Origin of the sequence: Luteimonas sp. S4-F44 (assembly GCF_022637415.1) — a bacterium.
GTDB lineage: Bacteria > Pseudomonadota > Gammaproteobacteria > Xanthomonadales > Xanthomonadaceae > Luteimonas.
This window is the reverse complement of record NZ_CP093340.1, coordinates 640,158-659,763: the sequence shown is the minus strand read 5'-3', so window position 1 is coordinate 659,763 and position 19,606 is coordinate 640,158. Positions and strand designations below refer to the sequence as shown.

At 69.0% G+C, this 19,606-nt stretch carries 15 protein-coding genes; 1 reads left to right on the top strand and 14 read right to left on the bottom strand.

All coding sequences use genetic code 11. The annotated features are described in order from the left end of the window. Window positions 1-199: 199 nt before the first annotated feature. Both secA and MNO14_RS02965 read right to left on the bottom strand, forming a co-directional pair. Window positions 200-2,956 (bottom strand): preprotein translocase subunit SecA, encoded by a 2,757-nt coding sequence (secA, locus tag MNO14_RS02970; protein WP_241945315.1) that lies wholly within the window; start codon window positions 2,954-2,956, stop codon window positions 200-202. Window positions 2,957-3,262: 306 nt separating this feature from the next. Beyond that, a complete protein-coding gene (locus MNO14_RS02965; protein WP_241945314.1) occupies window positions 3,263-4,081 on the bottom strand; it encodes a M23 family metallopeptidase in 819 nt (272 codons plus the stop codon). Window positions 4,082-4,106: 25 nt separating this feature from the next. On the opposite strand from MNO14_RS02965, the gene MNO14_RS02960 reads away from it, so the two are divergent. Continuing rightward, on the top strand, window positions 4,107-4,637 hold the full coding sequence (locus MNO14_RS02960) for a DUF721 domain-containing protein (protein WP_241945313.1): 531 nt from the start codon (window positions 4,107-4,109) through the stop codon (window positions 4,635-4,637). Window positions 4,638-4,919: 282 nt separating this feature from the next. Here the strand turns inward: MNO14_RS02960 and lpxC are convergent, their stop codons facing one another. From lpxC to ftsL, 12 genes are all read right to left on the bottom strand, one after another. Beyond that, entirely contained in the window at window positions 4,920-5,828 is a 909-nt protein-coding gene (gene lpxC, locus MNO14_RS02955; RefSeq protein ID WP_241945312.1) for a UDP-3-O-acyl-N-acetylglucosamine deacetylase, read from the bottom strand. Window positions 5,829-6,195: 367 nt separating this feature from the next. Further along, window positions 6,196-7,479, bottom strand: coding sequence for a cell division protein FtsZ (gene ftsZ / locus MNO14_RS02950; RefSeq protein WP_241945311.1), 1,284 nt, complete (start codon window positions 7,477-7,479; stop codon window positions 6,196-6,198). 215 nt (window positions 7,480-7,694) lie between these two features. Continuing rightward, window positions 7,695-8,930, bottom strand: coding sequence for a cell division protein FtsA (gene ftsA, locus MNO14_RS02945; RefSeq protein ID WP_183427894.1), 1,236 nt, complete (start codon window positions 8,928-8,930; stop codon window positions 7,695-7,697). Beyond that, window positions 8,927-9,763, bottom strand: coding sequence for a cell division protein FtsQ/DivIB (locus MNO14_RS02940; protein WP_241945310.1), 837 nt, complete (start codon window positions 9,761-9,763; stop codon window positions 8,927-8,929). The genes ftsA and MNO14_RS02940 overlap by 4 nt, the downstream gene beginning before the upstream one ends. Further along, complete coding sequence (locus MNO14_RS02935) at window positions 9,760-10,734, bottom strand: D-alanine--D-alanine ligase (RefSeq protein WP_241945309.1); 975 nt, start codon at window positions 10,732-10,734, stop codon at window positions 9,760-9,762. Before MNO14_RS02935 ends, MNO14_RS02940 begins: the two co-directional genes overlap by 4 nt. Continuing rightward, entirely contained in the window at window positions 10,731-12,179 is a 1,449-nt protein-coding gene (murC, locus tag MNO14_RS02930; RefSeq protein ID WP_241945308.1) for a UDP-N-acetylmuramate--L-alanine ligase, read from the bottom strand. The genes MNO14_RS02935 and murC overlap by 4 nt, the downstream gene beginning before the upstream one ends. Continuing rightward, window positions 12,176-13,528: a putative lipid II flippase FtsW gene (gene ftsW, locus MNO14_RS02925; RefSeq protein WP_241945307.1), complete on the bottom strand. Its 1,353-nt coding sequence runs from the start codon at window positions 13,526-13,528 to the stop codon at window positions 12,176-12,178. Before ftsW ends, murC begins: the two co-directional genes overlap by 4 nt. Further along, complete coding sequence (gene mraY / locus MNO14_RS02920; protein WP_241945306.1) at window positions 13,528-14,613, bottom strand: phospho-N-acetylmuramoyl-pentapeptide-transferase; 1,086 nt, start codon at window positions 14,611-14,613, stop codon at window positions 13,528-13,530. Before mraY ends, ftsW begins: the two co-directional genes overlap by 1 nt. Next, a complete protein-coding gene (murF, locus tag MNO14_RS02915; RefSeq protein ID WP_241945305.1) occupies window positions 14,603-16,033 on the bottom strand; it encodes a UDP-N-acetylmuramoyl-tripeptide--D-alanyl-D-alanine ligase in 1,431 nt (476 codons plus the stop codon). Before murF ends, mraY begins: the two co-directional genes overlap by 11 nt. Beyond that, window positions 16,030-17,520, bottom strand: a complete 1,491-nt coding sequence (locus MNO14_RS02910; protein WP_241945304.1) for a UDP-N-acetylmuramoyl-L-alanyl-D-glutamate--2,6-diaminopimelate ligase — start codon at window positions 17,518-17,520, stop codon at window positions 16,030-16,032. Before MNO14_RS02910 ends, murF begins: the two co-directional genes overlap by 4 nt. Then, the gene (locus tag MNO14_RS02905; protein WP_343226409.1) at window positions 17,517-19,346 is read right to left on the bottom strand and encodes a penicillin-binding protein 2; all 1,830 of its coding nucleotides are present in this window, start codon (window positions 19,344-19,346) and stop codon (window positions 17,517-17,519) included. Before MNO14_RS02905 ends, MNO14_RS02910 begins: the two co-directional genes overlap by 4 nt. Continuing rightward, a complete protein-coding gene (gene ftsL, locus MNO14_RS02900) occupies window positions 19,343-19,606 on the bottom strand; it encodes a cell division protein FtsL (protein ID WP_183427949.1) in 264 nt (87 codons plus the stop codon). The genes MNO14_RS02905 and ftsL overlap by 4 nt, the downstream gene beginning before the upstream one ends.

Sequence of the window (19,606 nt, the reverse complement as noted above, 5' to 3'; positions counted from 1 at the left end):
GGCGGCAGCGGCTTGCCAAGCCGTCGGGCGGCGGGGATCGCCGGCGGCACGTCGGAGCGGAGACGGGTCCACACCGCGATCGCCTGCCCTGCCCTGCGCGGCAGCCGCGCCATCGCCCGGCAGTGACGCGCCGATCGCCGCACTGCACGTCCGGACCGGTCTCCGGCATCGGCCCCGCGCGATGACGGGGCCGGACAGATCAGCTCAGCTGACCGTGACAGTGCTTGTACTTCTTGCCGCTGCCGCAGGGACAGGGATCGTTGCGGCCGACCTTGGCGCCATCGCGGACGATCTGCGCCTGCGGCCCGGCCGCCTCGGCCTGGGCGGCACGCACGTCGTCAGCTTCCTCGTCGGCGCCGTAGCCGCCGACGTCGGCGTGCTGGAACTGGGCCTGGTTGAGCTTGGCCTCGACCTGGCGGCGTTCCTCGGCCTCGAGCGCGGCGATCTCGTCCTCGCTGCGCACACGCACGCGCGCGAGCATCGTCACGACCTCGTGCTTGACCTTGTCGAGCATCTCGGAGAACAGCTCGAACGCTTCGCGCTTGTATTCCTGCTTGGGCTGCTTCTGCGCGTAGCCGCGTAGGTGGATGCCCTGGCGCAGGTAGTCCATGCGCGCCAGGTGCTCCTTCCAGCCCTGGTCGAGCACGTTGAGCATGATGTGCTTTTCGAGCATGCGCATGGTCTCGTCGCCCAGCTGCGCTTCCTTGTCGGCGAAGAGCGCATCGACCGACTGCTGCACGTGCTCGGCGATCTGCTCGGAATCGAGCTCGTTGCGCGCCTTTGCCAGCGACACCAGCTCCAGGCGCAGGCCGAACTCGCGTTCGATCTCGGCCTCCAGGCCCGGCAGGTCCCACTGCTCGTCGATCGACTGCGGCGGTACGTAGCGGCCGACGATGCCGGCGACGACATCGGCGCGGATACCGTCGACGTTCTCCTTGACGCTCTCGGCGTCGAGCAGTTCATCGCGCTGGCCGTAGATGACCTTGCGCTGGTCGTTGTTGACGTCGTCGAAGTCGAGGAGGTTCTTGCGGATGTCGAAGTTGTGGGCCTCGACCTTGCGCTGCGCATTGGCGATCTGGCGGGTCACCAGCGGGCTTTCGATGATGTCGTCTTCCTGCAGGCCCATCCGCGCCATGACCTTCTGCACCCAGTCGGCGGCAAAGATGCGCATCAGGTTGTCTTCGAGCGACAGGTAGAAGCGCGAAGAGCCCGGATCGCCCTGGCGGCCGGAGCGGCCGCGCAGCTGGTTGTCGATACGCCGCGATTCGTGGCGCTCGGTGCCGATGATGTGCAGACCACCGGCGGCGACCACCGCGTCGTGGCGCTGCTGCCAGTCCGCGCGCAGGCGCGCCTTGGTGGCGTCATCGACCGGCACGCCGGACTCGGCCTCGAGCAGCGCGAGCTCGGTCTCAAGCGAGCCGCCGAGCACGATGTCGGTGCCGCGACCGGCCATGTTGGTGGCGATGGTCACCGCGCCCGGGCGACCGGCCTGGGCGACGATCTGCGCTTCGCGCTCGTGCTGCTTGGCATTGAGCACCTCGTGCGCGATGCCTTCCTTGCGCAGGTGGTCGCTGAGCAGTTCGGAGACCTCGATCGAGGTCGTGCCGACCAGCACCGGCTGACCACGTTCGTGCGCGGCCTGGATCTCGCGCGCGACAGCGCGGTACTTGCCGGCGCGGTTGAGGAACACCGCATCCGGCGCGTCCTTGCGGATCATCGGCCGGTGGGTCGGGATCACCACGACCTCCAGACCATAGATGCTCTCGAACTCGAAGGCCTCGGTATCGGCCGTACCGGTCATGCCCGAAAGCTTGCCGTACATGCGGAACAGGTTCTGGAAGGTGATGCTGGCCAGCGTCTGGTTCTCGCGCTGGACCGGCACGCCTTCCTTCGCCTCGACCGCCTGATGCAGGCCATCGGACCAGCGACGGCCCGGCAGCGTACGGCCGGTGAACTCATCGACGATGATGACTTCGCCGTCGCGGACGATGTAGTGATCGTCGCGCTGATAGATCGCGTGCGCACGCAGGCCCGCATTGAGGTGGTGCACGACGTGGATGTTCTGCGGCGCGTAGAGGCTTTCGTCCTCACCGAGAATGCCGGCGCCGCGCAGCAGCGCCTCGGCGTGCTCTTGGCCTTCTTCCGACAGGTGGACCTGCTTGGCCTTCTCGTCGACCCAGAAATCGCCCTCGCCGTCCTCGGTCTCCTGGCGGACCAGCGACGGGACGATCCGGTTGACCTTGATGTAGAGCTCGGGGGAATCGTCGGCGGGGCCGGAGATGATCAGTGGCGTGCGCGCCTCGTCGATCAGGATCGAGTCGACTTCGTCGATGATCGCGTAGTTGAGCGTGCGCTGGTACCGGTCGGCCTTCGATAGCGCCATGTTGTCGCGCAGGTAGTCGAAGCCGAACTCATTATTGGTGCCGTAGGTGATGTCGGCGCGGTAGGCCTCGCGCTTGGCCTCGCCGTGCGGCATGCCTGGCCAGATGACGCCGACCGACAGGCCCAGCCAGTTGTAGAGCTTGCCCATCTGCGCCGCGTCGCGGCGGGCCAGGTAGTCGTTGACGGTGACGACGTGGACGCCCTTGCCCTCGAGTGCATTGAGGTAAGTCGGCAGCGTCCCGACCAGGGTCTTGCCTTCGCCGGTGCGCATCTCGGCGATCTTGCCCATGTGCAGGACCATGCCGCCGATCAGCTGGACGTCGTAGGGACGCATGCCCAGCACGCGCTTGCTGGCCTCGCGGCAGACCGCGAAGGCCTCGGGCAGCAGCTTGTCGAGCGTCTCGCCGTTGGCGATGCGCTGCTTGAACTCCGGGGTCTTGGCCTGCAGGGCATCGTCGGACAGCGCCTCCATTTCCGGCTCGAGCGCATTGATCTTGACGACGACCTTCTCGAGCTGTTTGACGAAGCGGTCGTTGCGACTGCCGAAGACACTGGTGAGCAAGCGATTGAGCATTGGAGTACCGAAGTCTGGAATCGGAGCGCGGGACCGAGGCGGATTCCCCAGAAGCCGCAAACAGAAAAGGGCGCCAGGCGCCCTTTGATGGCAACGCGCATTGTAGCTCGGGGCGAGCGGGGGCGTTTGCAAGGCATGCCTTGCGCCTCCGCGAGCGCCCGGAGCGGCTGTGCCGCGGAGGGCCGGAACGAGGAGGCGCGTTTGCAAGCCACTGGCTTGCGCGCCGACGAGCGCCAGAGCGGCTGTGCCGCGCGTCAGCCCTCCCTCGCCTGCGGGGGAGGGTTGGGAGGGGCGAGCCCCAACCGGTTATTGGCGGCTCACGCCCATGGCGCCGAGGAACTTGCGCGGGTTCTGCACCTGCCCGTTCTCCCAGACCTCGAAATGCACATGAGCGCCGGTGGAACGGCCGGTGGAACCAGCCTTGGCGATCTCGTCGCCGATGCGGACCAGATCGCCGACTTTCACCACGTTGCGCGAGTTGTGCGCGTAGCGGGTGACGTAGCCATTGCCGTGGTCGACCTCGACGACGTTGCCGTAGCCGCGGCGCACGCCCGAGTAGCTGACCACGCCATCGGCGACGGTCATCACCGGATCGCCAGTGCGCGCATCGAAGTCGATGCCCTTGTGGAACTGGCCACCACGGCCGAAGGGGTCGGCCCGGTAGCCATAGGACGAGGTCATGAAGCTGCGGTGCACCGGCGAGCGCGACGGCAGCGCGTCGCGCTGGAGCTTGCGGTCGAGCAGCAGCGCCTCAAGCACCGAAAGCTGCTGGCCGGAATGGGTCAGGTCGCCCTCGAGCGCATCGAGGCCGCCGAGCAGCTTGCCGGCCGGCATGTCCTGGGCCGGCTCGGGACCGCCGACGCCCACGGTCCGGTCGAAGTCGAACTCCCCGTCCTCCATCCCCGCACCGCGTGCGAGCCGGTCGCCGAGTGCGTTGAGGCGGTTGGCCTGGGCCTGCAGTTCGCTGAGCCGGGCGGCGAGCGCGTTGACCTCGCGCTGTGCCTCGCGGCGGGTCTCGTCCAGGCTGCGCTCGTGCGCGGCGGCCACGCCTTGCAGGCGGGCGATCTCGGCCGAATTCATCGCTCCGGCGGCGCACATACCGGCCGCGGCAATCACGATCGCCATTGAAACGGGCCGGCGACGGGCCAGGATGCGGGCCCTGCGGGCCACCTGTGCGGCGATGCCGCGCATATCATTCAACAAGGTTTTGACGGTCATGGTGCCAATGTCTGATTTCCGGTCCAGATCCAAGCCATCCCGCATCGGAGTTCCGACCGCCGCGCTGGACGCGGCCCTGGATGGCACGTCGGCCGATCCGATCCGCCGGGCCATGTGGCTCGACGCGCTGGATCGCCGCCTCGTTCCCCTGCTGCCCCCGGCACTGGCGCCGCACGCGCGGCTGGCCAATGTCGATCGCCGCAGGCTGGTGTTCCTCGTCGATTCGCCCATCTGGCACGCCAGGCTGCGCCTGTCGGCCGATACGCTGCTCGACGCTGCCCGCTCCATCGGACTGGATGTCGACGACATCGTCGTCAGGACGTCGACCCAACCCCTGCGACCCGCCCCCCCGGACGCCCGCGGTGCGCTGGCCACCCCCCCCTCGGCAGTCGCACGCGACACGCTGCGGTCGGTTCTGGCCTCGCTCCGACCGCCGGACGGCGGCAAGGACGATGGGGTGTGAGGTCTTGTGGGTCTCCGCCTGCCCCCTCATCGGCATCAAGGCCAGGTGAAGGAGAGGGGGGCATGCTACCGGGCATCGCCGCATGAGGCGTTAACTGAAAGATAACTTTTCAGAAATCTAAAGTTAAAAAATCGTTAGACATAGTGCTCGACATGAACGCACGCGGTACGGCGCGTGCCGGCAATGCCACCGACATCCGGGGCCGGCCGGGGGCGCGCATCGAAGCCCACCGGCCGGGCCGGAGCGGCAACCGACATGGGGTCGCAGCGCGACTGATTTGATTCAGGCAGCGACCGGAGCGCCGTAGGCGAGCGGAGCCGCATCGTCCAGCGCGAAGCTGACGGTCTCCCAGGCCGAGCGGGTCTCAAGCAGCGCGCGCACGAGTTTGTTGTTCAGCGCGTGCCCGGACTTGTACCCCTTGAACAGGCCCAGGATCGGATGGCCGGCCAGGTAGAGGTCGCCGACCGCGTCGAGGATCTTGTGGCGCACGAATTCGTTGGCGTAGCGCAGGCCATCGTCATTGAGCACGCGGAACTCGTCGAGCACGATGGCGTTGTCCATCGAGCCGCCAAGCCCCAGGTTGCGCTCGCGCATGTACTCCAGGTCGCGCATGAATCCGAAGGTGCGGGCGCGGCTGACCTCGCGGATGTAGGCCTCGGTCGAGAACTCGACCTCGGCACGCGACTGCGCCAGCGGAATGGCCGGATGGTCGAAGGCGATGGTGAAGTCGAGACGGAAGCCGTCGTAGGGCTCGAACCGCGCGATCTTGTCGCCCTCGCGCACTTCGATCGGCGACAGGATCCGGATGAAGCGCTTGGGCGCGGCCTGCTCGACCACGCCTGCCGACTGCAGCAGGAACACGAACGGACCCGACGAGCCGTCCATGATCGGCACCTCGGCCGCCGACAACTCGACGTACAGATTGTCCACGCCGAGCCCGGCGAGTGCGGACATCAGGTGTTCGACGGTCTGCACGTGGGCCGTCCCCAGGCTCAGCCCGGTACACAGCGTGGTCTCGGTGACGAGCCCGCCCTCGGCGGGGATGTCGACCACGGGATCGAGATCGACGCGCCGGAAGACGATGCCGGTATCGGGGGCAGCCGGGCGCAGGGTCAGGAACACTTTCTCGCCGCTGTGCAGGCCGACGCCCGTTGCGCGGATCACGTTCTTGATAGTGCGTTGGCGGGGCATCGGGAGTCCGGGGGAGAGAAGCGCCGGCCGCGGACGCGGAAGGCAGCCGGGCGAGATTATCACGGGGACCGCTGAACCTGAACGAAGCGATCCAAGGCGGTCGCGGCGCGTGCAGGACCGGGGTCGGGCATGCGGGCCGACGCGACGCGCCGGCGCAGAAGCAGACGACAAACCGGCCCGCCGGGCGTACCCGGCGGGCCCAAACGGCGCGCTGCGGACAACAGCGCGCCGATGCTTGCGAGGACAACACACTGCGCTGCGCCGCACCGGGCAAGTGCGACGTGGGCACAGGATTGGCGTCAGTCGGCCCGACGCCGACAGGCCGGGCCGGCCTGTGCGGTGTCAGCCGATGACCCCATCGACAGGCTCAGTCCGCCTGCCGACGCAGAAACGCCGGGATGTCGAGGTAGCTGCTGTCGCTGCCGAAATCGGCGACCTTCGGCGCATCGCCCGCATCGCTGCGTGCCGCGCCCTGCCCGGCCCCGCGCGAAGCGGTCGACGCCGCCGCACCGCCATTGCCGCGCAGCGAGGCCGCGATGCTGTGGCCCGGGCTGTACGGGGCCACGGCGTCGCCGTCGTCGATCAGCAGGCCGGTGGTGCCGTCGCGGACGCCACGCTGGTTGTTGCTGATCAGCTGCACCTGCGGCTTGCCGCGACCGGCGCTGTCGTGCCCGGTGCCGCGCGCCGGCGCCCGGTTGAGGCCGGTGGCGACCACGGTCACGCGGACTTCGTCCTGCATGTCCGGGTCGAGGACGGTGCCGATGACGATGGTCGCGTCCTCGCTGGCGAAGTTCTCGACGGTGCGGCCGACCTCGTCAAACTCGGCCATCGTGAAGTCGGCGCCTGCAGTGATGTTGACCAGGATGCCATTGGCACCCGCCAGGTTGACGTCGTCGAGCAGCGGGTTCTGAATCGCGGCCTCGGCGGCGGCCTGCGCGCGATCGTCGCCACGGGCCAGGCCCGTGCCCATCATCGCCAGGCCCATTTCGGCCATGACGGTGCGCACGTCGGCGAAGTCGACGTTGATCAGGCCCGGACGCACGATCAGGTCAGCGATGCCCTGCACCGCGCCCAGCAGCACGTCGTTGGCAGCACGGAACGCCTGGATCATCGTGGCGTTGCGGCCGAGCACGGTGATCAGCTTTTCATTGGGGATGGTGATCAGCGAGTCGCAATGCGCCGACATCTCCTCGATGCCCTTGAGCGCGACCTGCATGCGCCGGCGGCCCTCGAACGGGAACGGCTTGGTGACCACGGCCACCGTCAGGATGCCCATTTCCTTGGCGAGCTGGGCCACGACCGGCGCCGCGCCGGTGCCGGTGCCGCCGCCCATGCCGGCGGTGATGAACACCATGTCGGCGCCCTGGAGCGCGTCCATGATGATCTCGCGGTCCTCGAGTGCGGCCTGGCGACCGACTTCGGGGTTGGCGCCTGCGCCCAGACCCTTGGTGACGCTGCTGCCGAGCTGCAGCTGCAGTTTGGCGCCGCAATTCTTGATTGCCTGCGCGTCGGTGTTGGCGGTGATGAATTCCACGCCATCGACGCTGTTGTTGACCATGTGCGCGACCGCGTTGCCGCCGCCGCCGCCGACGCCGATGACCTTGATCACCGCGTTTGGAGCCATCTTCTCGACCAATTCGAAATGTGCCATGTCCGTTGTCCTCGGTTTGGAGCCGTGATTGGTGATGTGCGATGCGCGATTCGAAACCGCCGAATCCCGTGCCTCACACCGCCATCCGGTATTTATGTTGTTGTCGAATGTGCTGGTTACCGCTTAACGCTGTCTTCGTCGCCGCCCTGCCGTTTGCCCTTCTTTGTCGCTTTTTGAAACGCCCATTGCGCAAGACGCAGCGCATGGCGGGTTCGTCAGAACTCGCCGTTGAACCACGTCTTGAGTTTCTTCAGCAGCCCGCCCGCGCGACCGGCGGAGATCACCGGGCGTCGGGGGTGCTCGATCTGGCTGCCCATCAGCAGCAGGCCCACGCCACTGGCGTGCACCGGATTGCCGACGACCTCGCCCAGGCCGGTGACGTGCTGGGGAATCCCCACGCGCACCGGCATCTGCAGCATTTCCTCGGCCAGCTCGACGACGCCTTCCATCTTCGCGGCGCCGCCGGTGAGCACCATGCCGGCGCGCACGTGCTGCTCGAAGCCAGAGCGGCGCAGTTCGGCCTGCACCATCTCGAAGATCTCCTCGTAGCGCGCCTGCACCGCCTGCGCCAGCGACTGGCGCGGCAGCCGCCGCGGCGGCCGGTCACCAACGCTGGGCACCTGGATCGACTCTTCGCTGGTCGCCAACTGCGCCAGCGCGCAGGCGTAGCGGACCTTGATCTGCTCGGCTTCCGGGGTCGGCGTGCGCAGCATATGCGCGATGTCCTCGGTGACCTTGTCGCCGGCGATCGGCAGCGATGCGGTGTGGCAGATCGCGCCCTGCACGAACACCGCCAGGTCGGTCGTGCCCGCGCCCATGTCCACCAGCACCACGCCCAGCTCGCGCTCATCGGAGGTCAGCACCGCGGTGCTGGAGGCCAGCGACGACAGGATCAGGTCGTCGATCTGCAGACCGCAGCGCTGCACGCACTTGCTGATGTTGGCCGCGGCCGACTGCGCGCACACCACCAGGTGCGCATGCACCTCCAGGCGCACGCCGGTCATGCCGACCGGATTGCGGATGCCTTCCTGCGAGTCGTCGAGCACGTACTCGCGCGGGATCGCATGCAGGATCTTCTGGTCGGCCGGGATGGCGACCGCCTTGGCCGCGTCGAGCACGCGATCGAGATCCGACCAGGTCACCTCGTTGTCGCGGATCGGCACGATGCCCGGCGAATTGCGGCACTGCACATGGTTGCCGGAGATCGAGGCGTAGACCGAGCGGATCTCGCAGCCGGCCATCAGCTCGGCCTCTTCGACCGCGCGCTGGATCGACTGCACCGTCGACTCGATGTCCACGACCACGCCGCGCTTGAGCCCGCGCGACTCGTGGCTGCCGATCCCGATCACCTCGATCGGGTTGCCGGGCGAATACTCGCCGACCAGCGCCACCACTTTCGAGGTGCCGATGTCCAGTCCGACGATGAGTGTCTTGTCGCCTTTGCGGTTCATGAGAGGCCGTGAGTCGTGAGTCGTGAGTCGTGATGACCGGATGTGCCGGCCGCGCCAAGCGCTAATGCGGGCGATCCCCCGGTTGCGGGTGCCGACGCGGTGCCCGCGGCCCCGGTGTCGGCGCTCGGCGTCCCCCAGACCAGGGCGAAGCCGTTGGTGTAGCGCAGGTCGGCGCGTGCCAGCGGCTCGCCGCGATTGGCGACCAAGCGCGGCAGCATCCGGGCGAAGCGCGCCAGGCGCGGTATCGCTTCCTGGCTGCCGACCAACACCTCGGTGCCGCTCGACAGGTGGATCAGCCAGCTGCCGCGCGCGTCGAGCACGACACCTTCGATCTGCTGACCCGAAGGCCGGAACAGCTCGCGCGCTTCGTTGTAGAGCGCAACGACCTCGTTGGCGCGCGCATCGGGGCCATCGAAGCGCGGCATCGCGTCCGGCACCTCGACCCCTTCGGCCGAGAACAGCCGGCCGCGGGTCGACAACAGCCGGTCCTCGCCCCAGCGTGCGAACGGGACATGCTCGCCGATGCGCACTTCCAGCACGTCCGGCCAGTGCTTGCGCACCTCGACCCCGGCGACCCAGGGCAGGCGCGCGACGTCGCGCCGCGCCTGCGCCAGATCGACCGCGAAGAAGCCACGCTGCGCATGCGGCAGCACCGTTTCGCGCACGCGGGCGACATCGACCTGCTCGAGCCCGTCGTTGATCCGGAGCACGCGCAGCGGCCAGCGCTCGGCGCCGATCCAGCCCTGCATCACGGCGACGACCGGCAATGCCACCAGCGCCAGCGCCAGCAGCCAGGCCAGGATCCGCGTCGTGGTGGCGAGCGCCTGGTTCATCGCGCGGCCGCCTCCGGCATCAGCGTCGATTCGAGCACGCACCAGCACAGCGCGGCATAGTCCATGCCCAGCTGCGCGGCGGCCTTGGGCACCAGCGAATGGCTGGTCATGCCCGGTGCGGTGTTCACTTCCAGCAGATGCAGCGCGCCGGTGACGCGATCGCGCATCACATCAACCCGGCCCCAGCCGCTGCAGCCCGCGGCGACGAACGCCTCGACCGCCAACGCGCCGAGCCGCACCTCGTCGTCGCCGTCCTGACCCGGGCACAGATACCGGGTGTCGTCGGAGACGTACTTGGCCTCGTAGTCGTACCAGGCGCCTTTGGGCACGATGCGGATCGACGGCAGCGCGCGCGGGCCCTCGCCGGCATCGAGAATGCCGACCGTGAGCTCGTCGCCCTCGATCATTTCTTCCATCAGCAGTTCGCCCGGGTAGCGCGCGGCCAGGGCGACCGCGGCGTCGAGATCGGCATCGGCGAAGACCCGGCTGACGCCGACGCTCGACCCTTCCTTCGACGGCTTGACGATGACCGGCAGGCCGAGCTCGCGCGCCGCGGCATGCACATCCTCACCAGCCGCGATGCGGCGATAGCGCGGCGTCGGCAGCCCCAGGCTCAGCCACACCTGCTTGGTGCGGATCTTGTCCATCGTCAGCGCCGAGCCGAGCACGCGCGAGCCGGTATAGGGCACATTGAACGCGTCGAGCAGCCCCTGCACCACGCCGTTCTCGCCATCGCCGCCATGCAGGATGTTGAAGACGCGATCGAAGCGGCCGGCGACGATCGCCTGCGCGAGCGCGGGCACGCCATCGACCGCGTGCGCATCGACACCGCGCGAGCGCAGCGCGTCGAGCACCCCCTGCCCGGACTGCAGCGAGACCTCACGCTCCGAGCCGGGGCCGCCGAGCAGCACGGCGACCCGGCCGAACGCGGCCGGATCGGTGATGCGCGGCGCGGGCAGGATCGCGCTCATGCGGTCACCTCCGCAAAGCCGTCCTGGACCAGCCGCTGCACGGTCGCGCCGATGTCGCCGGCGCCCATCATCAGCAGCAGGTCGCCGTCGCGCAGCACGTCGGGCAGCACGTCGATCAGGTCGTCGGCGGCGTTGACGACGACCGGCTCGATGCGGCCGCGTGCACGGATCGCACGCGCCAGGGTCTTGGCGTCGGCGCCGGCGATCGGCGCCTCGCCGGCCGGATAGACCTCGGTCAGCACCAGCGCGTCGACATCCGACAGCACGCCGGCGAAATCGTCGAACAGCGCACGGGTGCGGCTGTAGCGGTGCGGCTGGAACGCGACCACCAACCGGCGGTCGCCCCAGCCGCCGCGCGCAGCGGCGAACACCGCGGCCAGTTCGCGCGGATGGTGGCCGTAGTCGTCGACCAGTTGTACCCGGGCGCCGGTCGGCGTGACCACTTCGCCGAGCAGGTTGAAGCGGCGGCCGATGCCCTCGAAGCGGCCCAGCGCGGCGACGATCGCCTCGGGCGCGACGCCGAGCTGCCAGCCCACCGCAGCGGCAGCCAGTGCATTGAGCACGTTGTGGCGGCCGGGCAACGCCAACCGGGCTTCGACGCGCACGTTTTCGGGCAGGCACAACGTGAACTGCATCGCCGCGCCGTCCTGGCGGACGTTCTCGGCGCGCACGTCCGCCTCGTCCGACAGGCCATAGGTCATCATGTGCCGCGGCACGCTTTGCGCGAGCCGGGCGACTTCGGGATCGTCGATGCACAGCACCGACAGCCCGTAGAACGGCAGCCGGTGCAGGAACTCGGTAAAGGCCTCCTGGACCCGGGCGAAGTCGCCGCCGTAGTTCTCCAGGTGGTCGGCATCGATGTTGGTGACGATCGCGACCAGCGGATTGAGCCGCAGGAAGCTGCCATCGCTCTCGTCGGCCTCGGCAACCAGCCAGTCGCCGCTGCCCAGGCGGGCATTGGCGCCGGCAGCGAGCAACTGCCCGCCGACGACGAACGTCGGGTCCAGGCCGCCCTCGGCGAGCACGCTGGCGGTCAGCGAGGTCGTGGTGGTCTTGCCGTGGGTGCCGGCGACCGCGATGCCGCGACGGAAGCGCATCAACTCGGCGAGCATTTCGGCGCGCGGCACGATCGGGATGCGCTGGGCGCGCGCCTCCATCAGCTCCGGGTTGTCGGCGCGGATCGCGCTGGACACGACGATGCAGTCGGTGCCCAGCACGTTGGCCGCCGCGTGTCCGCGATGCACGGTTGCGCCCAGGCGAGCGAGCCGGCGGGTCGCCGCGCTGTCGGCGGTGTCCGAGCCTGAGACCTTGTAGCCGAGCGTGACCAGCACCTCGGCGATGCCGCTCATGCCGGTGCCGCCGATGCCGACGAAATGCACGCGCGAGAAGACCTTCGCGAAGTCCTCCTTCGACAGACCGCGGGTCTGGTGCAGACGACGGATCATGCGTGGCTCCTGCCGCCGAAGCTCGGCTCGACGCGCTGCTGCAGGCGGCTGGTGCCGCGCTTGGCGGTCGCCGGCGGCACGGGCAGCGGTGGTTGATTGGTGGGGGGCACCGGGCCGGCCGGCGCCGGTGCCGGTGCCGGCGTGACAGCATCGCCGCGCAGCCGGGCGACCTGGCGCTGGGCGCGATCGAGTTCGTAGGACACGCGCAGCAACAGGCCGAACGCGACGCAGGTCATCATCACGCTCGAGCCGCCCGAGGACACCAGCGGCAACGTCAGGCCCTTGGTCGGCAGCAGGCCGAGGTTTACGCCGATCGAGACCAGACTCTGCAAACCGATCATCAGCGCGACGCCGAATGCGCAGTAGCCGGCGAAGTGGCGGCGCATCTCCACGCACTTCAGGCCCACCCACAGCGCGCGGCCGACCAGCGCGACGAACAGGCCGACGACCAGGCACACGCCCAGGAAGCCAAGTTCCTCGGCCAGCACCGAGAAGATGAAGTCGGTATGCGCCTCGGGCAGGTAGGAGAGCTTCTGCACCGATGCGCCCAGGCCGACGCCGGAGAACTCGCCGCGACCGACCGCCATCAGCGCATTGCTGAGCTGGTAGCCGGCGCCCAGTTGGTCTTCCCAGGGGTTCATGAACGAGGTGATGCGGCGCAGCCGGTAAGGCTCCATGATCGCGACCGCGACCACCGCCGGCAGCAGCAGCAGCACCGGCAGCATCATGCGCTTGAGATGGCCGCCGCCGAGCACCAGCATGCCGGCGGTCACGCCCAGCAGCAGCATCGACGAGCCGAAGTCGGGCTGCAACAGCAGCAGGCCGACCAGCACCACGGCCACGCCGATCGGCTTGAGCATCGCGCCCCAGGTGGCGTTGACCTCATCACGGAACCGCACCAGGTAGCTGGCCAGCCAGACGATGTAGATGACCTTGACCGCCTCGACGACCTGGAAGTTGGAAATGCCCAGGTTGATCCAGCGGTGCGCGCCGTTGACCGAACGCCCCAGTCCCGGCACGAACACCAGCAGCAGCAGACCCGCGCACATCAACAGCACGAAGCGGTCGTACTTCTCGATGGTCTTGAGCTCGGTACGCATCACCGCGAACGCCAGGCCCAGCCCCAGGCCGATGAACATGAAGTGGCGGCTGAGGAAGTAGTAACGCCCCACGCCCATGTCCTCGCCGACCGCGATCGAACTTGACGCGACCATGATCACGCCCAGGGTCGCGATCGCGACCATGATGCCGACCAGCCACGGGTCGAACCGACCGTGGATGTCATCGAGCCGGGTCGCCTGGCGGGCGCCAAGGGCCTCGTGGAGTGCGGTGTCGTGGACGCGGGCCATCAGCGCACCTTCAACGTGGCGAGACCGACGAGGACCAGGATCACCGAGATGATCCAGAAGCGGACAATCACCCGCGGCTCGGGCCAACCCTTGAGCTCGAAGTGATGGTGGATCGGCGCCATGCGGAACACGCGCTTGCCGGTCAGCTTGAAGCTGGCCACCTGGATCATCACCGACAGCGTCTCGATGACGAAGATGCCGCCCATGATCACCAGCACCAGTTCCTGGCGCACGATCACCGCCATCGTGCCGAGCACCGCGCCGAGCGCGAGCGCGCCGATGTCGCCCATGAACACCATCGCCGGATAGGTGTTGAACCACAGAAAGCCCAGACCTGCACCGGCAATCGCCGCGCAGATGATCACCAGTTCGCCGGCGCCAGGCACCTGCGGAATCTGCAGATAGTTGGAGAACACCGCGTTACCCGAGGCGTAGGCGAACACGCCCATGCCGCAGGCGACCAGCACCGTGGGCATGATCGCCAGACCGTCGAGGCCGTCGGTGAGGTTGACCGCGTTGGAGAAGCCGACGATCCAGAAGTAGGCGATCGCCACGAAGCTGATGCCGGCCAGCGGCAGCGCGATCGACTTGAACAGTGGCAGGTAGAACGTGGTCGCGGTCGGCACGTCCGCGTACAGGTACAGATACAGGCCGGCGGCGAGGCCGAACACCGACTGCAACAGGTATTTCCAACGGGATTTCAGACCGTTGGGATCGCGGTGGACGATCTTGATCCAGTCGTCGTACCAGCCGATCGCGCCGAACGCGACCATCACCGCCATCACCAGCCACACGTACTTGTTGCGCAGGTCGCCCCACAGCAGCACCGCCGCCAGCACGGTGATCAGGATCAGCGCACCGCCCATCGTCGGCGTGCCGGCCTTGGAGAAGTGCGTCTGCGGGCCGTCCTGGCGGATCGGCTGGCCGCCCTTGTACTGCGCCAGCTTGCGGATCACCGCCGGGCCCAGCCACAACGACAGCGACAACGAGGTCAGCGCCGCCAGGATGCCGCGGAAGGTGAGGTATTCGAACAGACCGAAGAAGTCCTCGAACCCCTGCAGCCAGCGGGCGAGTTCAAGCAGCATCGTGGGTTCCTTGCGCGTCGAGCAGCGCGGCGACCGTCCGGTCCATCGCGCTGCCTCGCGATCCCTTGACCAGGATCGTGATGGCCGGTCGGTCGTCCGTGGAAGACCGCGTGTCGTGCGTCGCGCTGGCCGCGTCCAGGTCGCGGATCAGGGCCTGGGCCAGTGCGGCGTGAGTGTCGAATCGCTGCGCGCCGTCGCCGAAGGCATCGGCCGCGTGCGCAGCCAACGGGCCCAGTGCGTAGAGCGCAGCGATGCCGGCGGCTTTGGCGCGCAGCCCCGCCTGGGCATGCATCGCAGCGCCGTCGGCGCCGAGCTCGCGCATGTCGCCCAGCACCAGCCAGCGCGTGCCCGGCGTGGTCGCCAGGGTGTCGATCGCGGCGTGCAGCGAACCGGGATTGGCGTTGTAGCTGTCGTCGATCAAGGACGCACCGCTGGACAGACGATGACGCGCCAATCGGCCGGAGACCGCCTGCGCCGCTTCCAGCCCCTCGACAATCGTCGCCAACGGCACCCCGGCTGCCAGCGCGATCGCGGCCGCGGCGAGCGCATTGCGCACGTTGTGGCGACCGACCAGCGGCAGCGCGACCGGCGCCTCGCCAGCGGGCGTGATCATTTGGAAGCGGGTGCCGGCCTCGTCGGGACGAATGGCACGGGCAACCACGTCGGCCGTGGCCTCGATGCCGAAGCGCAGCAAGCGGCGACCATGGGCGCGCTGGGCGAAGTACGGCGCGAACGCGTCGTCGGCATTGATCACGGCGGTGCCGTCAGCCGGGAGCGCGTCGTAGACCGCGGCCTTGGTGTCGGCAATGCCCAGCAAGCTGCCCATGCGCTCCAGGTGCGCCGGCGCGACGTTGTTGACCAGGGCAATGCGCGGGCGCGCGATCGCCGTCAGATAGGCGATGTCGCCCGCCTGCCCGGCGCCCATTTCATAGACGGCGAATGCCGCGTCCTCGGGCGCATCGAGGATCGACAGCGGCAGGCCGATCTCGTTGTTGAGGTTGCCGGGGTTGAAGCAGGTCGCGGCATGCCGGCGCAGGATCTCGACCGTCAACTGCTTGACGCTGGTCTTGCCATTGCTGCCGGTGATCGCGACGACCTGCGCGACGCGTGCACGCTGAACGGCCGCGGCCAGCGCGCCGAGCGCTGCCTGCGGGTCGGCGACGACGATCTGCGGCAGTGCCAGATCGCGCGGGCGGGCGACGAGTGCGGCGCGCACACCCAGCTCGGCGGCGCGCGCGACGTGCGCGTGCCCATCGAAGTTCTCGCCGCGCAGCGCGACGAACAGGCGCGCACGCGGGTCCGCGGCATCGAGCCGGCGGGTGTCGGTGACCACGGCCTCGATCTGCACGCCGTCGTCGTCGGCACCCTGCAGGCGGCCGTTGACCAGCGCGGCGATGCGAGCAAGCGACAGCGGCGTCATCGTGCGCCCTCCGTCTCGCGCGCAGCCAGAGCCGCCTGCGCGACCTGCCGGTCGTCGAACGGATGCTGCACGCCGTCGATCTCCTGATAGGGCTCGTGGCCCTTGCCGGCGATCAGCACGATGTCGCCGGGCACGGCCTCGGCAATCGCCTGCGCGATCGCGCGGCCTCGGTCGCGCTGCACACGGACCGTGTCGGCACGTTCGAAGCCGGCGAGGATGTCGGCGACGATGGCATCGCCATTCTCCCGGCGCGGATTGTCGTCGGTGACGATCACCCGGTCGGCATGGGCCTCGGCGATCGCTGCCATCTGCGCGCGCTTGCCGGTGTCGCGTTCGCCGCCACAGCCGAACACGCAGGTCAATCGGCCGCGCAGATGACCGCGCAGCGACTGCAGCGCCTGCTGCAGCGGATCGGGCTTGTGCGAATAGTCGACGACCACCAGCGGCTGCGTGTCGCCGCCGCCAAAGCGGTTCATGCGGCCGGCGATGGGCTGCAACACGCCGAGCGCGCGCACGATCTGCGCCGGCGCCTGGCCGAGCGCGGCGAGCACGCCGGCGACGGCCAGCAGGTTGTCGACGTTGAAGCGGCCCAGCAGCGGCGAGCGCACCGCCAGCCGTTCGCCACCGATGCGCAGCGAGAACGCGATGCCGTCGGCATCGAGTGCGACGTCGGCGGCCGCGATGTCGGCATCGGCCGCGCCGGTGGCGCTGACGCGGATCGCGCGCACCGCGGTATCGAGCCGCGCCGGCAGCGCTGCGCCGAACGGATCGTCGACATTGATCACCGCGGCCTTGAGGCCAGGGCGCACGAACAGCTTGGCCTTGGCCTCGCCGTAGCCGGCCATGTCGCCGTGGTAGTCGAGGTGGTCGCGGGTGAGGTTGGTGAACACCGCGACATCGAAGTGCACGGCATCGACACGGCCCTGATCGAGCGCGTGCGAGCTGACTTCCATCGCCACCGCCTGCGCGCCGTCGTCGCGCAGTTGCGCCAGCAGCGCATGGGTCTGCAGCACCAGCGGCGTGGTGAAGCCGGTGGGGGCCACCGCGCCGTGCAGGCCAGCGCCGAGCGTGCCGATCGTGCCGGCGCGCGTGCCCGATACCTCCAGTGCCTGCGCCAGCAGTTGCACCGTGGAGGTCTTGCCGCTGGTGCCGGTGACGCCGACCATCGTCATCGCCCGCGACGGCTGGCCGTGAAAGGTGTCGGCCATCGTGCCCATGCGATCGCGCAGGCCGGTCACGGCGATCGCATCGGCCGGCAGCGTCTCGATCTCGGCCGGGACCGGCGGCTCGAACAGCACCGCGCTGGCGCCTGCGGCCTTGGCCTGGGCGGCGAAATGTAGGCCGTGCGTACCGAAGCCGCCGATCGCGACGAAGGCATCGCCCGGCCGCAGCGCACGGCTGTCCTGCACCAAGCCGGTGATGACGGTGTCGGCCGGCACCGTGGCGACGTCGGGCAGCAGTTCGGACAACGGCATCGCGCGGCTCATCGCGGCGTCCCCGTCGTCGTCTGCGCGGCGGCCGGCGGCGTGCGCCCGTGCTCACGCGCCAGCTTGGCCTCGTTGGCGGCCTGCGCGGCCAGCCAGGTCTCGATGTCGTCGGGCGGCACGTCCATCAGCCGCAATGCGCCGTCCATGACCCGCTTGAACACGGGCGCGGACACATAGCCGCCGCCGTAGGTCGAGCCGCCCTTGGAGGTGTCGGGATCGTCGATGACCACGACCATCGCAAAGCGCGGATCGGCCACCGGCACCAGGCCGGCGAAGAAGGCGAGATAGCGGCGGGCGTAACCGCCGCCGCTGGCCTTGCGCGCGGTGCCCGACTTGCCGGCGACGTGGTAGCCCAGGATCGCCGCGCGGGTGCCGGTGCCGCCCGGCTCGGTGACCGTCTGCATCATCCGCACCACTTCGTCGGCGACCTTCGCCGACAGCACCTGGCGCGGTTCACCGGCGCCACCCTTGACGAAGGTCGGCGGCAGCGCGCGGCCGTGGTTGCCCAATGTGGCGTAGGCATGCGCGATCTGCATCGGCGTGACCGACAGGCCGTAGCCGTAGGACATGCCCTGCTTGCTGGTGCCGCTCCAGCGCGCCGGCTCCGGAAACAGGCCGGCCGCCTCGCCGGGAAAGCCGCTGCCGGTGCTGCGGCCGTAGCCGAAGCTGCGCACGAAGTCATAGAAGTACTGGCTGTCGAGCTTGTGCACGACCATCGCCGAGCCCACGTTGGAACTCTTGGTGATGATGCCGGTGGTATCGAGCACGCCGTAGTTGCGGAAGTCGCTGGTCTTGAAGCGTCCGTTGGGAATCCAGCCCGGGCTGGTATTGAAGGTGCTGGTCGGAGTGATGACGCCCTTCTCCAACGCCGCGGCGATCGTGAGCGGCTTCATCGTCGAGCCCGGCTCGAGCAGGTCGGTCACCGCGCGGTTGCGGTGGGCGTCGCGGTTCTCGCCGGTCACGCGGTTGTTGTTGTAGGTCGGCAGGTTGGCCATCGCCAACACCTCGCCGGTCGCGACCTCGAGGATCACGATCGAACCGGCGCTGGCGCCGGTTTCCTCGATCGCGCGCCGCAGCTCGCGATGGGCCAGGAACTGGATACGGCGGTCGATGCTCAGCACCAGGTCCTTGCCCGGCTCGGCGGCGCGGACCAGGTTCACGTGCTCGACGATGCGGCCGTGCCGGTCGCGGATGACGTTCTGCGCGCCGGGCTTGCCGGTCAGCCAGTCGTCGAACGCCAGCTCGATGCCCTCCTGGCCACGATCGTCGATGTTGGTGAAGCCGAGCACGTGCGAGACCGCCTCGCCCTGCGGGTAGAAGCGGCGGTATTCGCGCTGCGAGAACACGCCCGGAATGCCGAGATCGAGCACGCGCTTGGCCGTCGACGGACTGATCCGGCGATGGCGCGGCACGTACATGAACTCCTTGTCGGCCCGCTGCGAGACCGCGCGCGACAGCTCCTCAAGCGGCAGCCCGGTCGCCTCGGCCAGTTCGGGCAAGCGATCGGGGTGCTTGCTCAGTTCCTGCGGATTGATCCACAGCGATTCGACCGGCGAGGAGATCGCCAGCGGCTCGCCGTTGCGGTCGGTGATCATGCCGCGCGAGGCCGGGATCGGGATTTCGCGGCGGAAGCGCGCGTCGGCCTTCTGTTGATAGAAGGCGTTGTCGATCAGCTGCAGGTCGACCGCGCGGCCGACCAGCGCCACCGCGCCCAGGCCCAGCGCACCGCCGACCAGCATCAGCCGCAGGCGCAGATCGAACTGTGCGCGCTTGCGCGGCTTCTTGGCGTGGCCGTCGCCGGCCTTGATGAACCTGCCGAGCTTCATGGCCGCACCACCACGATTTCGGCGGTCTCGGGAAAGCGCATGCCCAGGCGCTCGCGCGCGACCTGGTCGACGCGGTTGCTCATCGCCCAGGTGGCCTGCTCGAGCTGCAGGCGGCCGAAATCGACGTTGAGCTCGTCGCGCGCGCGCTCGAGCCGGGTCAGCTGGATGTACAGCTGGCGGTAGTCGTGACGCGCGTGCACCACGCCGATCGCGGTGATCACGTTGGCAGCCAGCAGCAGGGCGACGACGAGGTGGCGCAG